Origin of the sequence: Streptomyces sp. NBC_01788 (assembly GCF_035917575.1) — a bacterium.
GTDB lineage: Bacteria > Actinomycetota > Actinomycetes > Streptomycetales > Streptomycetaceae > Streptomyces.
The window spans coordinates 8,070,489-8,086,194 of sequence record NZ_CP109090.1; the positions used below are offsets into that span (position 1 = coordinate 8,070,489).

At 68.1% G+C, this 15,706-nt stretch carries 11 protein-coding genes and 6 pseudogenes; 10 read left to right on the top strand and 7 right to left on the bottom strand.

Going from position 1 to position 15,706, the window contains the following annotated elements:
* Positions 1–189 precede the first annotated feature (189 nt).
* Together OIE49_RS35975 and OIE49_RS35980 are read right to left on the bottom strand one after the other, a co-directional pair.
* A complete protein-coding gene (locus OIE49_RS35975; RefSeq protein WP_326805970.1) occupies positions 190–924 on the bottom strand; it encodes an alpha/beta hydrolase in 735 nt (244 codons plus the stop codon).
* A 240-nt stretch (positions 925–1,164) separates the two neighbouring features.
* Positions 1,165–1,635: pseudogene (locus OIE49_RS35980) on the bottom strand (IS5 family transposase); the annotation flags it as partial.
* 217 nt (positions 1,636–1,852) lie between these two features.
* Here OIE49_RS35980 and OIE49_RS35985 point away from each other — a divergent pair.
* The 3 genes and pseudogenes from OIE49_RS35985 to OIE49_RS35995 all read left to right on the top strand — a co-directional run.
* Positions 1,853–1,954, top strand: a pseudogene (locus OIE49_RS35985) (IS5/IS1182 family transposase); the annotation flags it as partial.
* A gap of 624 nt (positions 1,955–2,578) precedes the next feature.
* Positions 2,579–3,412, top strand: coding sequence for a PIG-L family deacetylase (locus tag OIE49_RS35990; protein ID WP_326805971.1), 834 nt, complete (start codon positions 2,579–2,581; stop codon positions 3,410–3,412).
* An 858-nt stretch (positions 3,413–4,270) separates the two neighbouring features.
* Positions 4,271–4,513: a hypothetical protein gene (locus OIE49_RS35995; RefSeq protein WP_326805972.1), complete on the top strand. Its 243-nt coding sequence runs from the start codon at positions 4,271–4,273 to the stop codon at positions 4,511–4,513.
* Positions 4,514–4,562: 49 nt separating this feature from the next.
* On the opposite strand, the pseudogene OIE49_RS36000 reads toward OIE49_RS35995, so the two are convergent.
* Positions 4,563–5,526: pseudogene (locus OIE49_RS36000) on the bottom strand (IS5 family transposase).
* Positions 5,527–5,666: 140 nt separating this feature from the next.
* Entirely contained in the window at positions 5,667–6,203 is a 537-nt protein-coding gene (locus OIE49_RS36005; protein WP_326805973.1) for an SMI1/KNR4 family protein, read from the bottom strand.
* Positions 6,204–6,412: 209 nt separating this feature from the next.
* Here OIE49_RS36005 and OIE49_RS36010 point away from each other — a divergent pair, with 209 nt between their 5' ends.
* Positions 6,413–8,062, top strand: coding sequence for an IS4 family transposase (locus tag OIE49_RS36010; RefSeq protein ID WP_326805974.1), 1,650 nt, complete (start codon positions 6,413–6,415; stop codon positions 8,060–8,062).
* Between the two features lie 126 nt (positions 8,063–8,188).
* Complete coding sequence (locus tag OIE49_RS36015; protein ID WP_326805975.1) at positions 8,189–8,710, top strand: hypothetical protein; 522 nt, start codon at positions 8,189–8,191, stop codon at positions 8,708–8,710.
* Between the two features lie 10 nt (positions 8,711–8,720).
* Here OIE49_RS36015 and OIE49_RS36020 read toward each other — a convergent pair.
* Positions 8,721–9,585: pseudogene (locus OIE49_RS36020) on the bottom strand (IS5 family transposase).
* 318 nt (positions 9,586–9,903) lie between these two features.
* On the opposite strand from OIE49_RS36020, the gene OIE49_RS36025 reads away from it, so the two are divergent.
* The 4 genes and pseudogenes from OIE49_RS36025 (at position 9,904) to OIE49_RS36040 (ending at position 13,046) form a co-directional block, all read left to right on the top strand.
* Complete coding sequence (locus OIE49_RS36025) at positions 9,904–10,335, top strand: peptidase M23 (RefSeq protein WP_326805976.1); 432 nt, start codon at positions 9,904–9,906, stop codon at positions 10,333–10,335.
* 334 nt (positions 10,336–10,669) lie between these two features.
* Entirely contained in the window at positions 10,670–10,915 is a 246-nt protein-coding gene (locus OIE49_RS36030) for a transposase (RefSeq protein WP_326805977.1), read from the top strand.
* A gap of 664 nt (positions 10,916–11,579) precedes the next feature.
* A pseudogene (locus tag OIE49_RS36035) lies at positions 11,580–12,017 on the top strand (hypothetical protein); the annotation flags it as partial.
* Positions 12,018–12,197: 180 nt separating this feature from the next.
* Positions 12,198–13,046, top strand: coding sequence for a chitosanase (locus OIE49_RS36040; RefSeq protein WP_326805978.1), 849 nt, complete (start codon positions 12,198–12,200; stop codon positions 13,044–13,046).
* Positions 13,047–13,224: 178 nt separating this feature from the next.
* Here OIE49_RS36040 and OIE49_RS36045 read toward each other — a convergent pair.
* Positions 13,225–13,842 (bottom strand): annotated as a pseudogene (locus OIE49_RS36045) (IS5 family transposase); the annotation flags it as partial.
* 55 nt (positions 13,843–13,897) lie between these two features.
* The gene (locus tag OIE49_RS36050) at positions 13,898–15,151 is read right to left on the bottom strand and encodes an MFS transporter (RefSeq protein WP_326805979.1); all 1,254 of its coding nucleotides are present in this window, start codon (positions 15,149–15,151) and stop codon (positions 13,898–13,900) included.
* A 95-nt stretch (positions 15,152–15,246) separates the two neighbouring features.
* On the opposite strand from OIE49_RS36050, the gene OIE49_RS36055 reads away from it, so the two are divergent.
* Entirely contained in the window at positions 15,247–15,639 is a 393-nt protein-coding gene (locus tag OIE49_RS36055) for a MerR family transcriptional regulator (RefSeq protein WP_100572200.1), read from the top strand.
* Positions 15,640–15,706 lie beyond the last annotated feature (67 nt).

Below are 15,706 nucleotides of genomic sequence, written 5' to 3' on the forward strand. Positions count from 1 at the left end.
GGGCCCGCGCACCAGCACCGGCAGCGCGAGGCGGACAAGCCGCGAGGGCCCTCGCGGATTCACCAACAGCATCCGAGCCGGCAGGGCCCCCGCGGCAAAAACAGCAGAGGAGCGCCGGGATGCCGCCCTCGACGAGCAGCATCCCGGCCAACATGGCTTACCGTCTGCTGACGACCCGGCGGCTCGGCCTCACCTCAGGTGCCGGGTGAAGAACTGGGCCGCGGCGTCCCCCGCGAACTGCGGGACGCCGGTATGCCCGCCCATATTGGCGTACAGGGACTTCTCCTTGGAACCGAACGCGTCGAACAGGTCCAGGGCCGCCTGCCGGTCGTTCCCCTCGTCGTCCCACTGCAGCAGGACGTGCAGCGGAATGGTGACCTGGCGGGCCTCCTCGAATACGGCGCGAGGCACGAAACTCCCGGCGAAGAATCCGGCGGCCACGATGCGCGGCTCGACCACCGCAAGGCGAACGCCGATGGAGATCACTCCCCCCGAGTACCCGACCGGGCCCCCGATCCCGGGCAGCGACAGGAGGGCGTCAAGGGCGGCCTGCCATTCAGGGACCGCCTTGTCGACGAGCGGGAGGACGAGAGCGTCGATGATCTCGTCGCTGACCGGCTCGCCGGCCTCCACAGCCCGGCGCAGGTCGGCACGGGCCTGCTCGACGGCGGCCCAACGGGGCCGGTCACCGCTCCCAGGAAGCTCAATGGTGGCCGCGGCGAAGCCGTCCGCCACGGCGTGCCGGGCCCGCGCCACCAGCCGGGGGTACATCTTGTGCAGCCCGAGCGGAGGGTGGCCGAGCAGAATCAGCGGCACCGGCGCGGACGCGGACGCAGGCGTCCACAGGATGCCGGGGATCTCACCGAGGGTGAACTTGCGCTCGAGGACAGCGTCGTCGAGACGCTGTTCAGAAGTGAAATGCATGGTCGTGCCTTTCAGGAGGGCTCAGAACGGCGCTCCCGGACGACCTATCGCCCGGCCGTGACCCCGGAGGGAAGCACCCAAGTGAATACGTTCACGGGTACCACCCCCTCGCTCTCCGGCACGGCCACCGGAAAGGTAGCAGTGGCCACCCTGGTCCGCCAAACGGGTTTTTCTCGCGAGGACCCCGTGGCCGGATACCAAGGAGCCGGAACACTACGCAGAGCTACTGGGCCGTGTCTCTCAACTTCGTAACCATGCGATGACCGCCGCCAGCGCGGCTGCTGAGCGATAGACGATCGAGAGTTTGCCGTAGCGGGTCGCCGGGCCCCGCCACTGCTTGAGCAGGCTGAAAGATCGTTCCACGACGTTCCTGCGCTTGTAGGTCTCGGTGTCCAGAGTGCGGGGTCGTCCGCCGTCGCGGCCCTTTCTCTTGCGGTTGGCCAGCTGATCGGCGCGTTGGGCGATCACAGCGCGGATGCCACGGGCCGCGAGGTCAGCGCGGACCTGCTTGGAGGAGTACGCCTTATCTGCGGGCAGAGCGTCCGGCGTGGTGCGCGGCCTGCCGCGGCCGAGTCGCGTGACCCGGATGTCGCCCAGCAAGAGGGGGAGGACCTGCGCGTCGTGGACCTGGCCCGGCATGACTACAACTGCCAGCGGGCGGTCGTCGCCGTCTACGGCGTGATGGATTTTGGTTGTCAGGCCTCCGCGGGATGGGCAATTCGTCTCCTTCAAACGCCCTCTCAGGCCTTCCAGTTCAGTACGGTTGGCTTTCGCCGCTGTGCAGTCGCTGACTTACCAGAAGGCTCTGGCCTGCTCCTGCGGGAGCTCGCAGAAGAAGGTGGCCGCGTTCTTCAGCTCGGTCTCGGCCGGTGCCACAGCGCAACCTGACGCCGATGGGCCTGAAGGCCGCCTCCTGCGAGCTGGGCCGGCCCGCGACTATGAGACCCGGCCTGCCAGCCCCGAGGCCATGATCCACATCGCCTCGATCGGCAACCTCACCAGGCGCATAACGGACGAAACGAGGCGTTGAGCAGGCCGGCCGCCCCGGCGAGGATCATCGTGGAGATGTACGGAGACCGCGCCAACTGCTCGGCTTTGAGCTCGCTGAGTATGTCCGGGGTGTTCTTGAGCAGGACGTGGCGGTCGCCGGCGCTGACGATGATGCTGTCAGCGCCTGGTGGGTGGTGCAGGTCTGCCCCATGTCCGGGGTCGAGGTCGGGCCTTGAGCTGACGTGTTGCCGGGCGGGTGGCTTGTTCGGTCTTGAGTGGCCCGGTGAATGCCGCCTCCCGCACCGTCGCCGTTCCCAAGCCGTCACCACCACCGGCGGCCACCCCGTCCATAGCCACATCCGCCGCAACCGGCGCCCCGCGGCTCCTGCGCGACCTGGACACGCCGGACTGGGCGAGGACGACGACAGCGAGGGCTGAACCCTGTACCTCGTTCGCGTCGAACACCGACGCTTGGAAGGCCAAGCGGCCGCCCCGGGAACAGATGCTCCGGCCAGCACAGTTGCATCGACTGAGGGACCGGCGCCGCACGGGCGGGGAACACGGAGACCACAAGGCCTCCGCCCCACCAGGATCCGGGCCCCGAGGTCGCGGTACGCCCGCCGCGCACTCGGACCAAGACGTATTTCTGCAGGAGGACTGTTTCATGACTGACCGGCCCTTGACGCTCATGGCAGTACACGCCCACCCCGACGACGAAGCCACCGGAACCGGAGGGGTCCTCGCGCGGTACGCGGCGGAAGGCATCCGCACGGTTCTCGTGACGTGTACCGACGGCGGTTGCGGTGACGGACCGGGTGGGGTCAAGCCGGGCGATCCCGGGCACGATCCGGCGGCGGTCGCCTTGATGCGCCGTCAAGAACTTGAGGCGAGCTGTGACGTCCTGAAGGTCAGCGATCTGGAGATGCTGGACTATGCAGACTCCGGGATGATGGGCTGGCCGGGCAACGACGCCCCCGGATCCTTCTGGCAGACCCCCGTGGAGGAAGGCGCGGCCCGACTCGCGGAAATCATGCGGCACTACCGACCTGATGTGGTCGTCACCTACGACGAGAACGGCTTCTACGGCCACCCCGACCACATCCAGGCCCACCGCGTCACGATGGCGGCGCTGGAAATGACCGCGCTGACACCGAAGGTGTACTGGACCACGATGCCCCGCTCGGGGATGCAGCGGTTCGGTGAAATCATGCGTGAGTTTCATCCGGACATGCCGGAGCCGGATCCTGCCGAGGCCGCCGCGATGGCCGAGATCGGCCTCCCCGACGATGAGATCACCACGTGGGTGGACACCACCGCGTTCAGCGGTCAGAAGTTCGACGCGTTGGCCGCGCACGCCAGTCAGGGCGAGAACATCTTCTTCCTCAAGATGGGCAAGGAGAGGTTCGGCGAGTTTATGGGCATGGAGACCTTCGTACGTGTCCAGGACGCCACCGGCGCGGCCATACCCGAGAACGATCTCTTCGCCGGACTGCGCTGATCCGCCCGTCCGACCGGCCGGGAACACGCATCGACCGCACGGCGCGATCGAGCGGATCACACACCCGGAGGCTTGCCCACACGAGTTCCGTTCCGGCACGCGCTGCTCTCGCATCCGTTGCCCAACCCGCTGATCCGCACGATCGGTGCGTTCTCTCGCACGGGCTGCGGAACCTGATTGCGGCGGGGCCGGCGGCGGGTACTCGCTGATCCCGGAGCAGCACCGGGCCGCTTCCTGGACGTCCGGCGGCTACGGCGGCCGGGGCGGCTCGGATGAAGCGACGCCGACTCCGCCGTCCTGGGGCGCACTCCATGCCGAGTTGGAGGCCGCGAGCGTCGGGCGGTCGGCGCTGCGCAACTGCACCGGTGACGACGGGCTGTGTGAGAGCCTGCCGTCATCGGTGAGGACCGGTGCGGCGAGCACCTGGGCTGGGAAATCTGCCCGCAGCGCGCCACCAGCTACCGGCGTCCCGGCTACGAGGCGTGCGACCGGTGCCAGGACGCCGGAACCTTGCCCGGCACCGGGGTCACGCCGCGCCTGCCCCGTTCTGGGTCCCTGTACGGCCGTCTCCCGGGCTTTCACCCCACCCGTGGTCTCCCCCTTTGGGTGGGGCGGGGCCCGGTCGGCCGTCAGACGGGCGTACGGCGCCTTTGGCTGGCTCCGGCGGGGTCGCCCGCCCGTTCAAGCAGGCTCCTGGACAGGTGGTCCGACGATGCCCGGCACTCTCGCGCGCATCCGGCGCGCCGCACTCGATGTCCCGCACGGCACCGGCGCGCGCGTCGCCCAGCCACCCCTTGACCAGGTTCGGCCGGGCCCGTGTTTCTCCTTGACCAGGTTTGCCACCCGGCACGTTTCCCTTTGACACAGCACGTCCCGGCCGCCGATCATGTCGAGGTCAACGGGGTGTGTGATAAAGGACCCGCTGCCGCGCGCACCTGGTGCGGTGGCGCGCACCGTGTTTCCGAATGGTTCGGTGAAGCCACCGTGCGGGCGCTGGAGCTGCTCCGCGATCTCGACGACTTCTTCGGCTGGGACATCAAACTCGCGATCGACGCGGCACTCGTTGCTCCGCAGGCGACGTTTCCGCCGCCGCGCGACTAGGGCGCGTATCGAGTCGTGATCAATGGGCGGTCCGGGTGAGGTCCTTGAGTCAGATCATTGAGGCGCGCAGGTGAAGGCCGGCGAGGTAGCTATCCGGGGTCTTGTCGTACCGGGTGGCGATGCCTCGCCAGGCCTTGAGCTTGTTGATCAGGCGCTCGACGGTGTTCCGCTCCTTGTAGAGGTCAGCGTCGTGGCCAATGGGCCGGCCGCCCCTGGAGCCCTTCTTCTTCCGGTTCGCGGCCTGGTCCTTCTTCTCGGGGATGACTGCCTTGATGCCTCGATTGCGCAGGTGGGCCCGGTTGCCGCGGGACGAGTAACCCTTGTCCCCGGCGACCGCGTCAGGCCGGGTGCGGGGACGACCGACGGACCCGGACCTTGTTGAGCACGGGGATGAATTGCGGGCTGTCCGCGGCCTGCCCCGCAGTCAGGACGAACGCCAGCGGGCGGCACTTGCGGTCGGCGGCGAGGTGGACCTTGCTGGTCTGCCCACCCCGCGAGCGTCCCAGGAGGGCGGCCTTCAGCCGAAGCTTTCGTCGGCGCCGGATGCGTCGCTGCTCTTCCCGCTGGGGATCTCCTTCAGCGCCCTGCCCGATTTGTTCCTCGGAGCTGCCCCCTTTGACCTGGCCTTCTCTTCCTCAGCCGCGCCCTTCTCCGAGGCGGTAAGGACGTCCTCGCCCAGGTGCATCCCGGCCGCGTCGTGGTGAGCGCGCGCGGTGGTGGAGTCGATGCTGACCAGCGACAGGTCCGCCTCGCCCCGCTTCGCGGCTTCCGCGATCACACCTCCAGCAGGGCCTCGAAGACGCCTGCGTCACGCCACTGCCGGAAGCGGTTGTGCACGGTGGACCAGGCGCCGAATGCCTGCGGCTCTCTTGCCACTGCCCGCCGGTCTTGAACCGCCAGATCACGCCTTCGAACTGCTGCCGCAGCCGCTCGGGGTACGGGCCGTATCCGCCGACCGGCAGGTACGGCCCTATGAACCCCCACTCCTCATCCGTCAGTTGCACGCGCGTCACGCAAGACGATCTACCGGTTCAGGCCCCGCTGCGAGGGCGAATCCCGCAGATTGAGCACGAATCGATACGCGCCCTGGACACCCTGACTGTGGACGACGGGCGGCTCGCGCCCCGCCGCCGTCGGCGGGCCGGTAACCCGCCTACCGCCAGTCGAGGCGCCCGTCGATCACGCGCGGCGCGTTGTCGTCCCGGAAGCCCCGCCACTCGCACAGCGCGTTGGCGACCTCGGTCAGGTAGGCGGCGAATGTAGCCTCCCCCGGGTTCGGAAGTTCAGCCTCGGCGTAGTCGCCGAGCAGCCCGTACCCCTGGCCGGGGGTGCAATCGACAAAGCTGCCGTAGAAGCCGTCCGGGTCGATGGTGGTGATTGGCAGGTACCGCTGTCCAGGCTCGTCATACAGGCGCACGGCCGCGACCGGGCCCTCGAACCACGCTCCCAGGTTCTCCAAGGGGCCGACCCCCTCACCACCGGGCAGGAAGTACCCGGTCGGGTCGGGGGCATCGCGGGATGTGGGCCAGTCGAAATCCGAGGCTGGCCCGGTGCCATTGCGCACCAGATAAAAGGCGTGCACATCGGCCGGGACCGCCAAGTCGAGATCCTGCTCCAGCGAGCGGAGCTCGCCCTCCGTCGCGGGCGCGGGCAACCGCTGGAAGGTACGGGGCGCATGCTCTTCAACCATGTCTCGATCCGCGCCCAGGCGACGAGGGTCTGTTCAGCACGTATCTGATCATCGGTCATAGCCCGGACCATAGCCGTGAGGGATGACCAAGGCCGGGAAGTTAGCGTTTTCGCAGGTCACGCAAGGCCGTTGAAGGTTCGAGGCGAAAGCACAACGGAGCTCGTTGATACAGGCAGTCGACCAAGACAGCTTGTACGTGAGGAGCTCCGTTGCGAGTTCATTTTGCCCTGCCGTCCGCGCTGACGGCCATCACCCGTACGGTGACCGTGGCCGCGGGACGGTTCGCACCAGGCCACTTGGGAGAACTGACCGCTGTGGTTTCGTTCGAGCTGGTGGACGCGGTTCTGGCACAGACGCGGACGGTGCAGCGGCGGCTGCGTGATCTTCCGTCGCGGGTCGGGATGTACTTCCTGCTCGCGATGTGCCTGTTCCCCGAGGTTGGCTACCGGCTGGTCTGGGACAAGCTCACCGGCGGCCTGGCCGGGATGCCGGTGGCCCAGCCGAGCGCGAAGGCCCTGCGGGATCTGCGGCGTCGGCTTGGGGCCGCGCCGGTGCGGTCACTGTTCGAGGTGCTTGCAGGTCCGCTGGCTCGCCCGACGACACCGGGGGTGCGCTTCGGCGCTTACCGGACGGTGTCCTTCGACGGCTGCAGCTCGCTACGGGTACCCGATTCGCCCCGCAACCGGGCCTGGCTCGGGCGAACGGCCCATCACGGCTATCCCACGCTGGAGCTGATGCCGCTGGTCGAGACCGGGACCAGGTCCCTGATCGGCGCGGTCTTCGGTCCCACCGACGAGGGTGAGACCGCCTATGCCCGTCGGCTGCTGCACCTGCTGGGGCCGGACATGCTGGTGCTGTGGGACAAGGGCTTCGACGCCAACGCCTTCCTCGCCCAGGTGAGCGCGACCGGCGCGAAGGTCCTGGGCCGACTCCGCAGCAACCGGCGCACCCCGGTCCTGGCCCGCCTGGACGACGGCTCCTACCTGTCGGTGATTGGCACCGTCAAGGTCCGGATCATCGACGCCGAGATCACGGTGACCTGCGCCGACGGCACCGTGTTCACCGGCTCCTACCGGTTGGCCACCACCTTGACAGACGCGCGCCGGCACCCCGCAGCGGCGCTCGTCAGCCTCTATCACGAGCGCTGGGAACACGAGAGTGCGTACTACGCGCTCCGCCACACGATCCTGGCCGGCCGGAACTTTCGGTCGGGCGATCGGGCCGGTCTCGAACAGGAGGTGTGGGCCCTGCTCACGCTCTACCAGGCCCTACGGGCCGTGATGGTCGAGGCCGCCGAGTCCCTCCCCGGCACCGACCCCGACCGCTGCAGTTTCACCGTGGCTCTCCAGACCGCCCGCGACCAGGTCGTCCAGGCCACAGGGATCGTCCCGGACGAGCCCGGCTCCCTCGGGTTGATCGGCCAGCGAGTGCTGGCCCGACTCCTTGCGCCCCGCCGTCACCGAGCGAGCATCCGCAAGGTCAAGTCACCCATCTCCCGCTACAGCGAGCGACGTGACGACGGCCGCCCCGACCGCAGCCGCACCATCACCGAGCTCACCGTCACCGTCCTCGAACCCGACCCCGAACAGCAGCCTTTGCCCACGGTCTCCCGCGACGACCGCCACACCGTCCCGACCCAACGCCGACGGCACCGCATCCTCGCGCTGCTGCAGGACGACCCGACCCGCCTATGGAGACCCGCGGAGATCGCCGCCCACTTCGGCGACATCACCCTGCACACCATGTATCGGCAGCTGTCCCGATGGGCCGAAACCGGGATTATCCACAAACTCGGTCCCGGCCTCTACGCAGCCACGGCCTGGACCTCAACGCCCTTGCCACCAGCGCAAACAGGCTAACTTCCCGGCCTTGGGGGAAGGCCCACCGGCCCCTGGCCGCTGACAAGGCCTCACCTGGACCATTCATAGATCACGACCCAGTATGCGCCCCAGGGCGTGTGTCGGAAGTGCTCTAGGTTGGCTCAAGTGAGTGCGCGGGGGCGGAGTTACCGATACGTCGGACCGGTCGAGCTGAAGACAGCAGTCCGGCCTGGCAGCGGCGGGTGCCGGATCAGCTCGGCGGCAGAGTTCGGCGGCTGGATTGCTGGGCGATCGGCGGCTGAGCTGGCCGAACCGTTCACCTTCGTGGTCGACACGGACGGTGTGCTTCGGCTGGCGCCGCGGCGAAGCGAGCACGTGGCCTGTGCCGGCGGAGGCATGGTTCTGAGTGCCGGCGAGATCGGCTTCGTGCGCGAGGCGGACTGGTGGGCCGTGGGCGAGGTCAGCAACCAGTCCACCAGTTACTGCCCGGACGTGACCTCCTGGTCGGCAGTCGCCCGTGCTCTGGACCGTGTGGGGCTCGGGCGGCCCTCCGGCTTCACCCACGAGGTGGTGTTCCGGCGGTGCCCTGACTGCCAGGAGCACAACATCGTGCGCGAGGACGACTTCGTCTGCGTCTTCTGCGGCAGCGATCTGCCGGAGACCTGGAACGTGGATCCCACCGCGTAACGGCCGAGGGTCACAGCCACTCGTTGATGGCAGCGACGAGGACAGTCGCCTCGTAGCGGACCGCGAGCTTGTCGTAGCGCGTGGCGACAGCGCGGTGCCTCTTGAGGCGATTGATCCCGCACTCGACCGCATGGCGCTCGCGGTAGTCGACCGGGTCGAAATGCGGTGGCCGACCGCCGCAGGAGCCGAGCTTCTGGCGGTTGCGCGCCTGGTCGGCCTTGTCCGGCATGGTGCAGCGGATCCCGCGGTGGCGCAGGTAGTCGCGGTTCCTGCGGGAGGCGTACGCCTTGTCCGCGCGGACCCGATCGGGGCGGACGCGTGGCGGGCCCGACCCGATGCGAGGCACGCGGACCTGCTCCAGCACGGGTTCGAACTGCGGCGAGTCTCCACGCTGGCCTGCCGTGATCACGATCGACATGGGCTTCTGACCTTGCTCGACGGCCAGGTGCAGCTTGGTGGTGAACCCACCGCGCGAGCGTCCCAATCTGTGATCACAGGGCTCGGTGAAGACACCGCCCGGTGGTTCCTTCTGCAGGTCACCCTGCGTGCGAGCCCCGACCGCATGCTGATGGGCGCGGCACACGGTTGAGTCGACGCTCAGATCCCACGTGGTCAAACCCTTCGCGTCGGCCAGGGACTGAAGCCGGGTAAGGATCCGCTGCCAGGTGCCATCGGCGGAAAAGCTCGTAGATCCGGCCCCACGGACCATACTCTACGGGCACGTCCCGCCACGGCACACCGGTCCGGACCCGGAACCATATGCCGTCGATCAGCAGCCGCCGGGGCCAGACGGGCGGCCGCCCCGCCTTCGCCCCCTTCGGTAACAACGGCTCCAACACCGCCCACTGCTCATCCGTGAGATCTCCCCGACCCATGAAGCGTGATTATTCACAGCCCAAGATCCACTTTCGATACACGGCCTGGAGCGGACGGCGACGGGGCCACGCCGGTATGCGCGTCGGCGCGGGGCGACGGATATGGATGGCGTCTGTCTTTCAGCCACAGCGCGGGACACATGCGGTGTCCACCAGCGCTGACGCCGCCGGACGGGCGGAATCGGGTCAACGTTTCCGTCCGCTCTGTCAGCTTATCCGCACCGGCCCTACGATTCGCATGCTTTCGCATCAAGGCGCCACCTGCTCATCGCTCTTCGCACGTGCCCTCCTTGCATCATTCACTGACATAGGAGCACCATGCGTCTCAAGAGAATCTCCCTGGCCGCTGTCGCCGTCTCAGCCGCGTCCGTCATGGGTGTCGTGATCCCGGCAGGCTCCGCGAGCGCGGCCCCGGCGCCCGCGCCCACCGCATCCGTGGCACCCGCAACGTCCCGTGCCGCAGCCACCGTGGCGGTGTACGTGTGGGGGACCGACGTGGCCGTCCGTGCTTACGAGTCGGCCAACAACTGCTTGAACCGCCCGTCCACCAGCTGCCGTCTGCTGGGCCGCGTCACTAAGGTCGCCGGTCAGGCCACCTGCCAGAAGCAGGGGCAGTCGGTCACCGCCGAGGGGACCACGAACGACTGGTGGACCTTCCTCGACCCGAACGGACCCGTCCCCGGTGGATGGGTCAGCAACATCTACATCCAGGGCGGACACAAGATCGATGGCGTGCCCGACTGCGCCTGACCGCAGAGCCACAGGTTGTTCCACCACGTGCCTGACCGCGGGCCGGAGATTTCGTGTCTCCGGCCCGCACGCTGAGCTGTTTCCAACCTGAATCACCCCGGATTCGATAGAAATGCCGCTTAGTTAGCGTTGCCGAGCGGGCTGTTGCAGCGCCGGCCGGTTGTCGGGCGCCGTCGTGTCGATGTCGCCCGCACGGTCATCGCCCAGATCCTCTTCGCCAGCAGGGGATCGTGCTCACCTTCCGCTCCACCGGCGCCGCCGCCGATGACCCTGCCCGTCCTGTGTCGTTGTCCGGCCTGGTCGGACAGCCGAGCATCGCTGTGGCGATCGGCAGATGATCGACGCGGTGCGCTACCTCGTCGACAACGGCATCAAGTGGCGGGCGACTCCCTCCGACTTCCCGCCCTGGCCGCGCGTGTACGCCTTCTTCGGCCGCTGGCGGGACACGGGGCTGGTGGCCGAACTGCATGACCTGCTGCGCGAGGTCGTCCGCGAAGCAGAGGGCCGCGGCGCGTGCTGGTCACGCCGGCCTCCACGACCGGCCGGGACGCCGCCCCTCATCTCAGTGCTGCAGTCGTGAGGAATGCCGCTTCTTCGGTAAGCGTCTTCAGGCTCGCGGCGCTGTCAGGAAACGACTTCTTCCACGCGGCGAGCCATTTCGCGCCCTGCTCCTCAGGTACGCCGCAGCCCACGAGAAACGCCAAGTACTGCTTCTGGTCGGCGGGGAGGGTCTCGCGGTCAACGATCCGGACGAGGGTGCTCAGCGACAGGTGGAGCGGCCCTCCACCCCAGTTCTGGACCTGGCGCAGCGGTGGGCATGCCGCCAGCGATGTACAGCAGGCTGCCGATCATCGGGAACACGGCCGTCGGCAGAACTTGGGCCACTGTCAGCCGGCTTGCTGCGCCCCCTCGCCCGGCCGCTGGGAGGCCGCAACGTTGGTGCGGCTGGGCTGGAGGGCTTCGAGAGGGCAGGGTCGGCGTCGTTCTTCGGTATGGGGAATTTCTTGGCCGGTCGATTGCCGAGGGGTGCGCCGGGTGAAGTCGGCGCACCCCTCAACTGGGAGCAACACGCCCTGAGATTGAAACAGTTGACGTTACGTCACCTACCGGCGACCAAAGTGTCCCAGGAGAGTGGTGGCGTTCCCGTAATCGACGCCACGGCCGACAGTCCCATTGATCCGGTTTTCCGGGGCATGTGCGGCACGTGCACCAATGAGGGGCGGCGGCGGCCAGGTCGTTGGCCCTTGCCCCGCAGAGGAGACCGTCACTGTACGTCTCCCGAGCTCGCCGTTCGACGTCGAATCGACGGGCTGCGCGAGGAGGTCGACCGCATCCAGGCCCAACTGGCCGCGGCCGAGCAGGAATGGCAGGGGTGGGCGATCGCCCGCAGGCGGGTCGACACGGTGCTGGCTCCGGACAGCGGCAACACCGCGGACGCAGAGGTCACTGAGGATCCGCGGCATGCGGCGAGGTCGAAGTCCCAGGTGCCAGTATGGCGTGAGGGCCTGGACTGGTCGGTGCTGTCGGTGGACTACCAGCGCATCCTTAAGGCGCTCGCGGACCGCCTCCGGCTGAGCCAGGGGCCTCTGACCTGCCGCGAGATGGCCGCAGCATTTCGGCATGGAAGTGGTGTCGGCACGGGTGGAAGCACCGGGGCGAAGGCGAAGCGGCAGGTGGCGCGCCCGTGACTCCTGCGGCGCGGCGGTGTGGGTGGGGCATGCGGGTGTGGCCGGCGGAATGAGCGGCTTGTTCATCCCTACGAACTTCTCACCTCACGGGTACCCACCTCCCTGATCATCTGATAGTAAACCTTCCTATCAGTGACTCCAACTGACCACCCCCCACACTCACTTGGAGGCCCCGTGGTCCACTCAGCCCACGACGCCGCAGACCGCTTCCCCACCTCGCGCCGTACGCTCCTCGCCCTGATCGGCGCGTCCTTGGTGGCAGTCCCGCTCCTGAACGCCCCGCACGTCGCGGCGTCCCCGGTGTCCGCCGAGGCGATCGGACTCGACGCCCCGGCGAAGAAGGAGATCGCCATGAAACTGGTGTCGAGCGCCGAGAACTCCTCCCTCGACTGGAAGGCCCAGTACAACTACATCGAGGACATCCGCGACGGCCGCGGCTACACCGCCGGCATCATCGGATTCTGTTCCGGCACCGGCGACATGCTCGACCTCGTGCAGCTCTACACCGACCGCAAGCCCGGCAACGTCCTCGCCAAGTACCTGCCGGCCCTGCGCCGGGTGAACGGCACCGACTCGCATGCCGGACTCGATCCGAACTTCCCCGTGGACTGGCGCAAGGCGGCACAGGACATGGCCTTCCAGCAGGCCCAGAACGACGAACGCGACCGGGTGTACTTCAACCCGGCCGTCCAGCAGGGCAAGGCCGACGGCCTGGGAGTTTTGGGGCAGTTCACGTACTACGACGCCATCGTCATGCACGGTGACGGCAGCGACCCCACGAGCTTCCGCAACATCCGCAAGCGCGCCCTGCGCACGGCGAGGCCACCGGCGCAGGGCGGCGGCGAGGTGGCATACCTGAACGCCTTCCTCGACGCGCGGGTCTGGGCCATGAAGCAGGAGGAGGCCCACAGCGACACCAGCCGGGTCGACACCGAACAACGGGTCTTCCTGCGCAAGGGCAACCTGAACCTCGACCCGCCGCTGGACTGGAAGGTGTACGGGGACAGCTACCACATCGGCTGACCAGTCCGCCCCTACGCGAACAGCGGCATGCTCGACGGCCGGAATCCGGCCGGGGACCGTGCCCGACCTCGACGCCGTCGCCGTCGGCCACCACGGCGGCGACGGCGTCCGCCAGAGAATCCAGGGCGGCCGACCGGGCCTCCGCAACGGCGGGGCTGGGCCACCGGGTCGCCGGGGACAGCGGTTTGATACCGCGTCTCCACAGCAGTCGACGGTACTTGTCGAAGTCGTAGCCGCGGTCGGCGAACAGACGCTTGGGCCTGCTGCGGGGCCGTCCACGCAGGCCGGGTATCGGCGGAATTGCGTCCAGCAGTGGGATCAACTCAGTTATGTCCTGACGGTTCCCTCCGGTCAGGGAAACGGCGAGCGGGGTGCCATGCCGGTCAACGATCACGTGGTGCTTGGAGCCTGGGCGGGCGCGGTCAACCGGCGATGGCCCGACATGATTCCCCCCTTTCATTGCTCTGATGTGTGAACCGTCGATCGCGCAGTCGTCCATCTCCAGCCTTCCGGCGGTCCGTAGTTCGGTCAGCAGTAGTTCATGCAGGCGCGGCCAGACGCCGGCCTTTGTCCAATCGCGCAATCGCCACCAACTGGTGACTCCTGAGCAACCGATCATCACTGCGGGCACGTCTCTCCAGGCCACCCCCTTGCGCAGGACGTACACGATGCCCGCCAGTGCCACACGGTCGGGAACACGCACTCGTCCGGGGGATCGGTGCCTGCGCGCCGGGGGTGCGGGAAGCAAGGGCGCGACACGCTTCCACAGGTCATCAGGAACAAGATCGTCAGTCACGTGTCGAGATTTCGGCCCGGTCAAAGTGACGTGAGTGATGCAGCGCCGGCCCGTCTCAAGCAGCGCGCCTTGCTTCGGCCGGGATGCGTGAGGACTGATGCCGTCGTCGATGATTTCCGTGGAGTTTCAGTACAACGATGCTGGTGGGAACGATGAGGATCATCAACGCACCGCAGCCGACGAGGCCGGCGGGGGCATTGGCCCGGTCGAGGAGGAAGCCTCCGAACGCGGCTCCAAGGGGGGAGGCTGTCAGGAGTACGGCGCTGCGCGCAGCCAGAACCGTGGTGAGCAAATCGGCGGGTGCACGGTCCTGGATCAGGGTGAAGGAGAGCGCGGAGTAGGGACCGTAGACGAGTCCGGCGAAAGCGAATCCGATCAGGGAAGGGAGGACGGTGTCCGTGAGGGCGAAAGGGAGCATGCCGATGCCGTGGCCCCCGATGATGCCGAGCATTGCCGGCCACAGGGGAAGCCGTCTGGCCGCGCCCAGGGCGAGAGCACCGATGACAGCTCCGATACCGAAGGCGGCCCAATAGGCGCCGAGCAGCCCCGCGCCCGCATCGAGGTTGCCGGCGACGAACAAGGGAAGGGCGACTTCGACGGGGCCAAAGGCGAGGTTGAACACCCAGGTCACGAGGAGCAGGCCGAGGAGTTCCGGCTGACGGCACAGAATCCTCAGCCCGCGCTCTGCCCCGCCGGTCGCAGGGGGCACCGGTGACCGGGGCAGGGTGGTGCGGCTGGTCTGGAGGGTGAGCACAGCGAACGTGGCGGCGTCGAGGCCGATGATCCATGCCGGGGATACCACTCCCACGAGAAGGCCCGCGAGAGCGGGGCCCGCGATGGTTGCGCTCCACAGACTGGTGCTGAGCACGCTGTTGGCCGCCAAGCGCTGGTCGTCAGCAAGCAGAGGGCCGAAGAGTGCGTGCTTGCCGGCCTTGCCCCAGGCATGAAGCAGCGAGGACGCGCCCAGGAGCCCGACATACACGGCCGGGGTGAGCAGCCCCGCCACATGCGCGAGCGGTACCGCCCCCAGCAGTACGGCCCGGAGCGCAGAGTCGGTGACCAGGAGCCGCCACGCGGGAAGCCGGCGCATCCACCTGCCCAGGATCAGTGCGCCCAGGGCGCCGGGCAGGACGTAGGAGGCGACAGCGATGCCGGCCAGCGCGCCTCGGCCGCCGTCGGGCCCCAGCGCGAGCGCGAGCCACGCGACGGCGACGACGGTCATGCCGTCGCCCAGATCGGACAACGCGAAGACCGGCATCAGCCTCCGAAAGGTGCGGTCGGCGAACAGGGAGCGGTAGGGGCCGGGCATCAGGCGTCCCGGTACTGCTGAGAACATGCAGGTCACAGTCGCGCTTCAAGCACACTTGAAGTCAAGGCCGAACAGAAACCAAGGAAGAGGCGGGCATGCGATATCTGCCCATCGGTGAGCTCGCGGACAAAGCCCGCGTGCGAGCTTCAGCGCTGCGCTACTGGGAGGAGCGCGGTCTGCTGCCCGGCGCGCGTCGCGAAGGAGGGCGCCGAGTATGGCCCGCGACCACAGTCCGCCGGGTCGCCCTGATCAAGATGGCGCAGCGGGCAGGGTTCACCCTCGCCGAGATCACGCAACTGCTGGCCGATGACACCACTCCGTCCGCTACCCGCCAGTGGCGGGACATGGCTACGCGCAAGCTGCCCGAACTCGATCGACACATCGCGCAGACTCAGGCTCTGCGGCAGGCAGTTGCGGACTGCCTGGAGTGCGGCTGCATGAAATTCGATCAGTGCGTACTACTCGATACCACCGACGCGGCGCCCTGACCGCAAGCACCCGACAGCCATCGACTCCCGACGCCCAACGCTCGCCTACATTTTGAAGCGGTCAGTT

What these genes read in the sequence shown, in the direction of transcription:
- OIE49_RS36005 (WP_326805973.1), bottom strand. Translation starts at nt 6,203, where the DNA reads ATGGTTGAAGAGCATGCGCCCCGTACCTTCCAGCGGTTGCCCGCGCCC.
- OIE49_RS36030 (WP_326805977.1), top strand. Translation starts at nt 10,670, where the DNA reads ATGATCGACGCGGTGCGCTACCTCGTCGACAACGGCATCAAGTGGCGG.
- OIE49_RS36055 (WP_100572200.1), top strand. Translation starts at nt 15,247, where the DNA reads ATGCGATATCTGCCCATCGGTGAGCTCGCGGACAAAGCCCGCGTGCGA.
- OIE49_RS35975 (WP_326805970.1), bottom strand. Translation starts at nt 924, where the DNA reads ATGCATTTCACTTCTGAACAGCGTCTCGACGACGCTGTCCTCGAGCGC.
- OIE49_RS36025 (WP_326805976.1), top strand. Translation starts at nt 9,904, where the DNA reads ATGCGTCTCAAGAGAATCTCCCTGGCCGCTGTCGCCGTCTCAGCCGCG.
- OIE49_RS35990 (WP_326805971.1), top strand. Translation starts at nt 2,579, where the DNA reads ATGACTGACCGGCCCTTGACGCTCATGGCAGTACACGCCCACCCCGAC.
- OIE49_RS36050 (WP_326805979.1), bottom strand. Translation starts at nt 15,151, where the DNA reads ATGCCCGGCCCCTACCGCTCCCTGTTCGCCGACCGCACCTTTCGGAGG.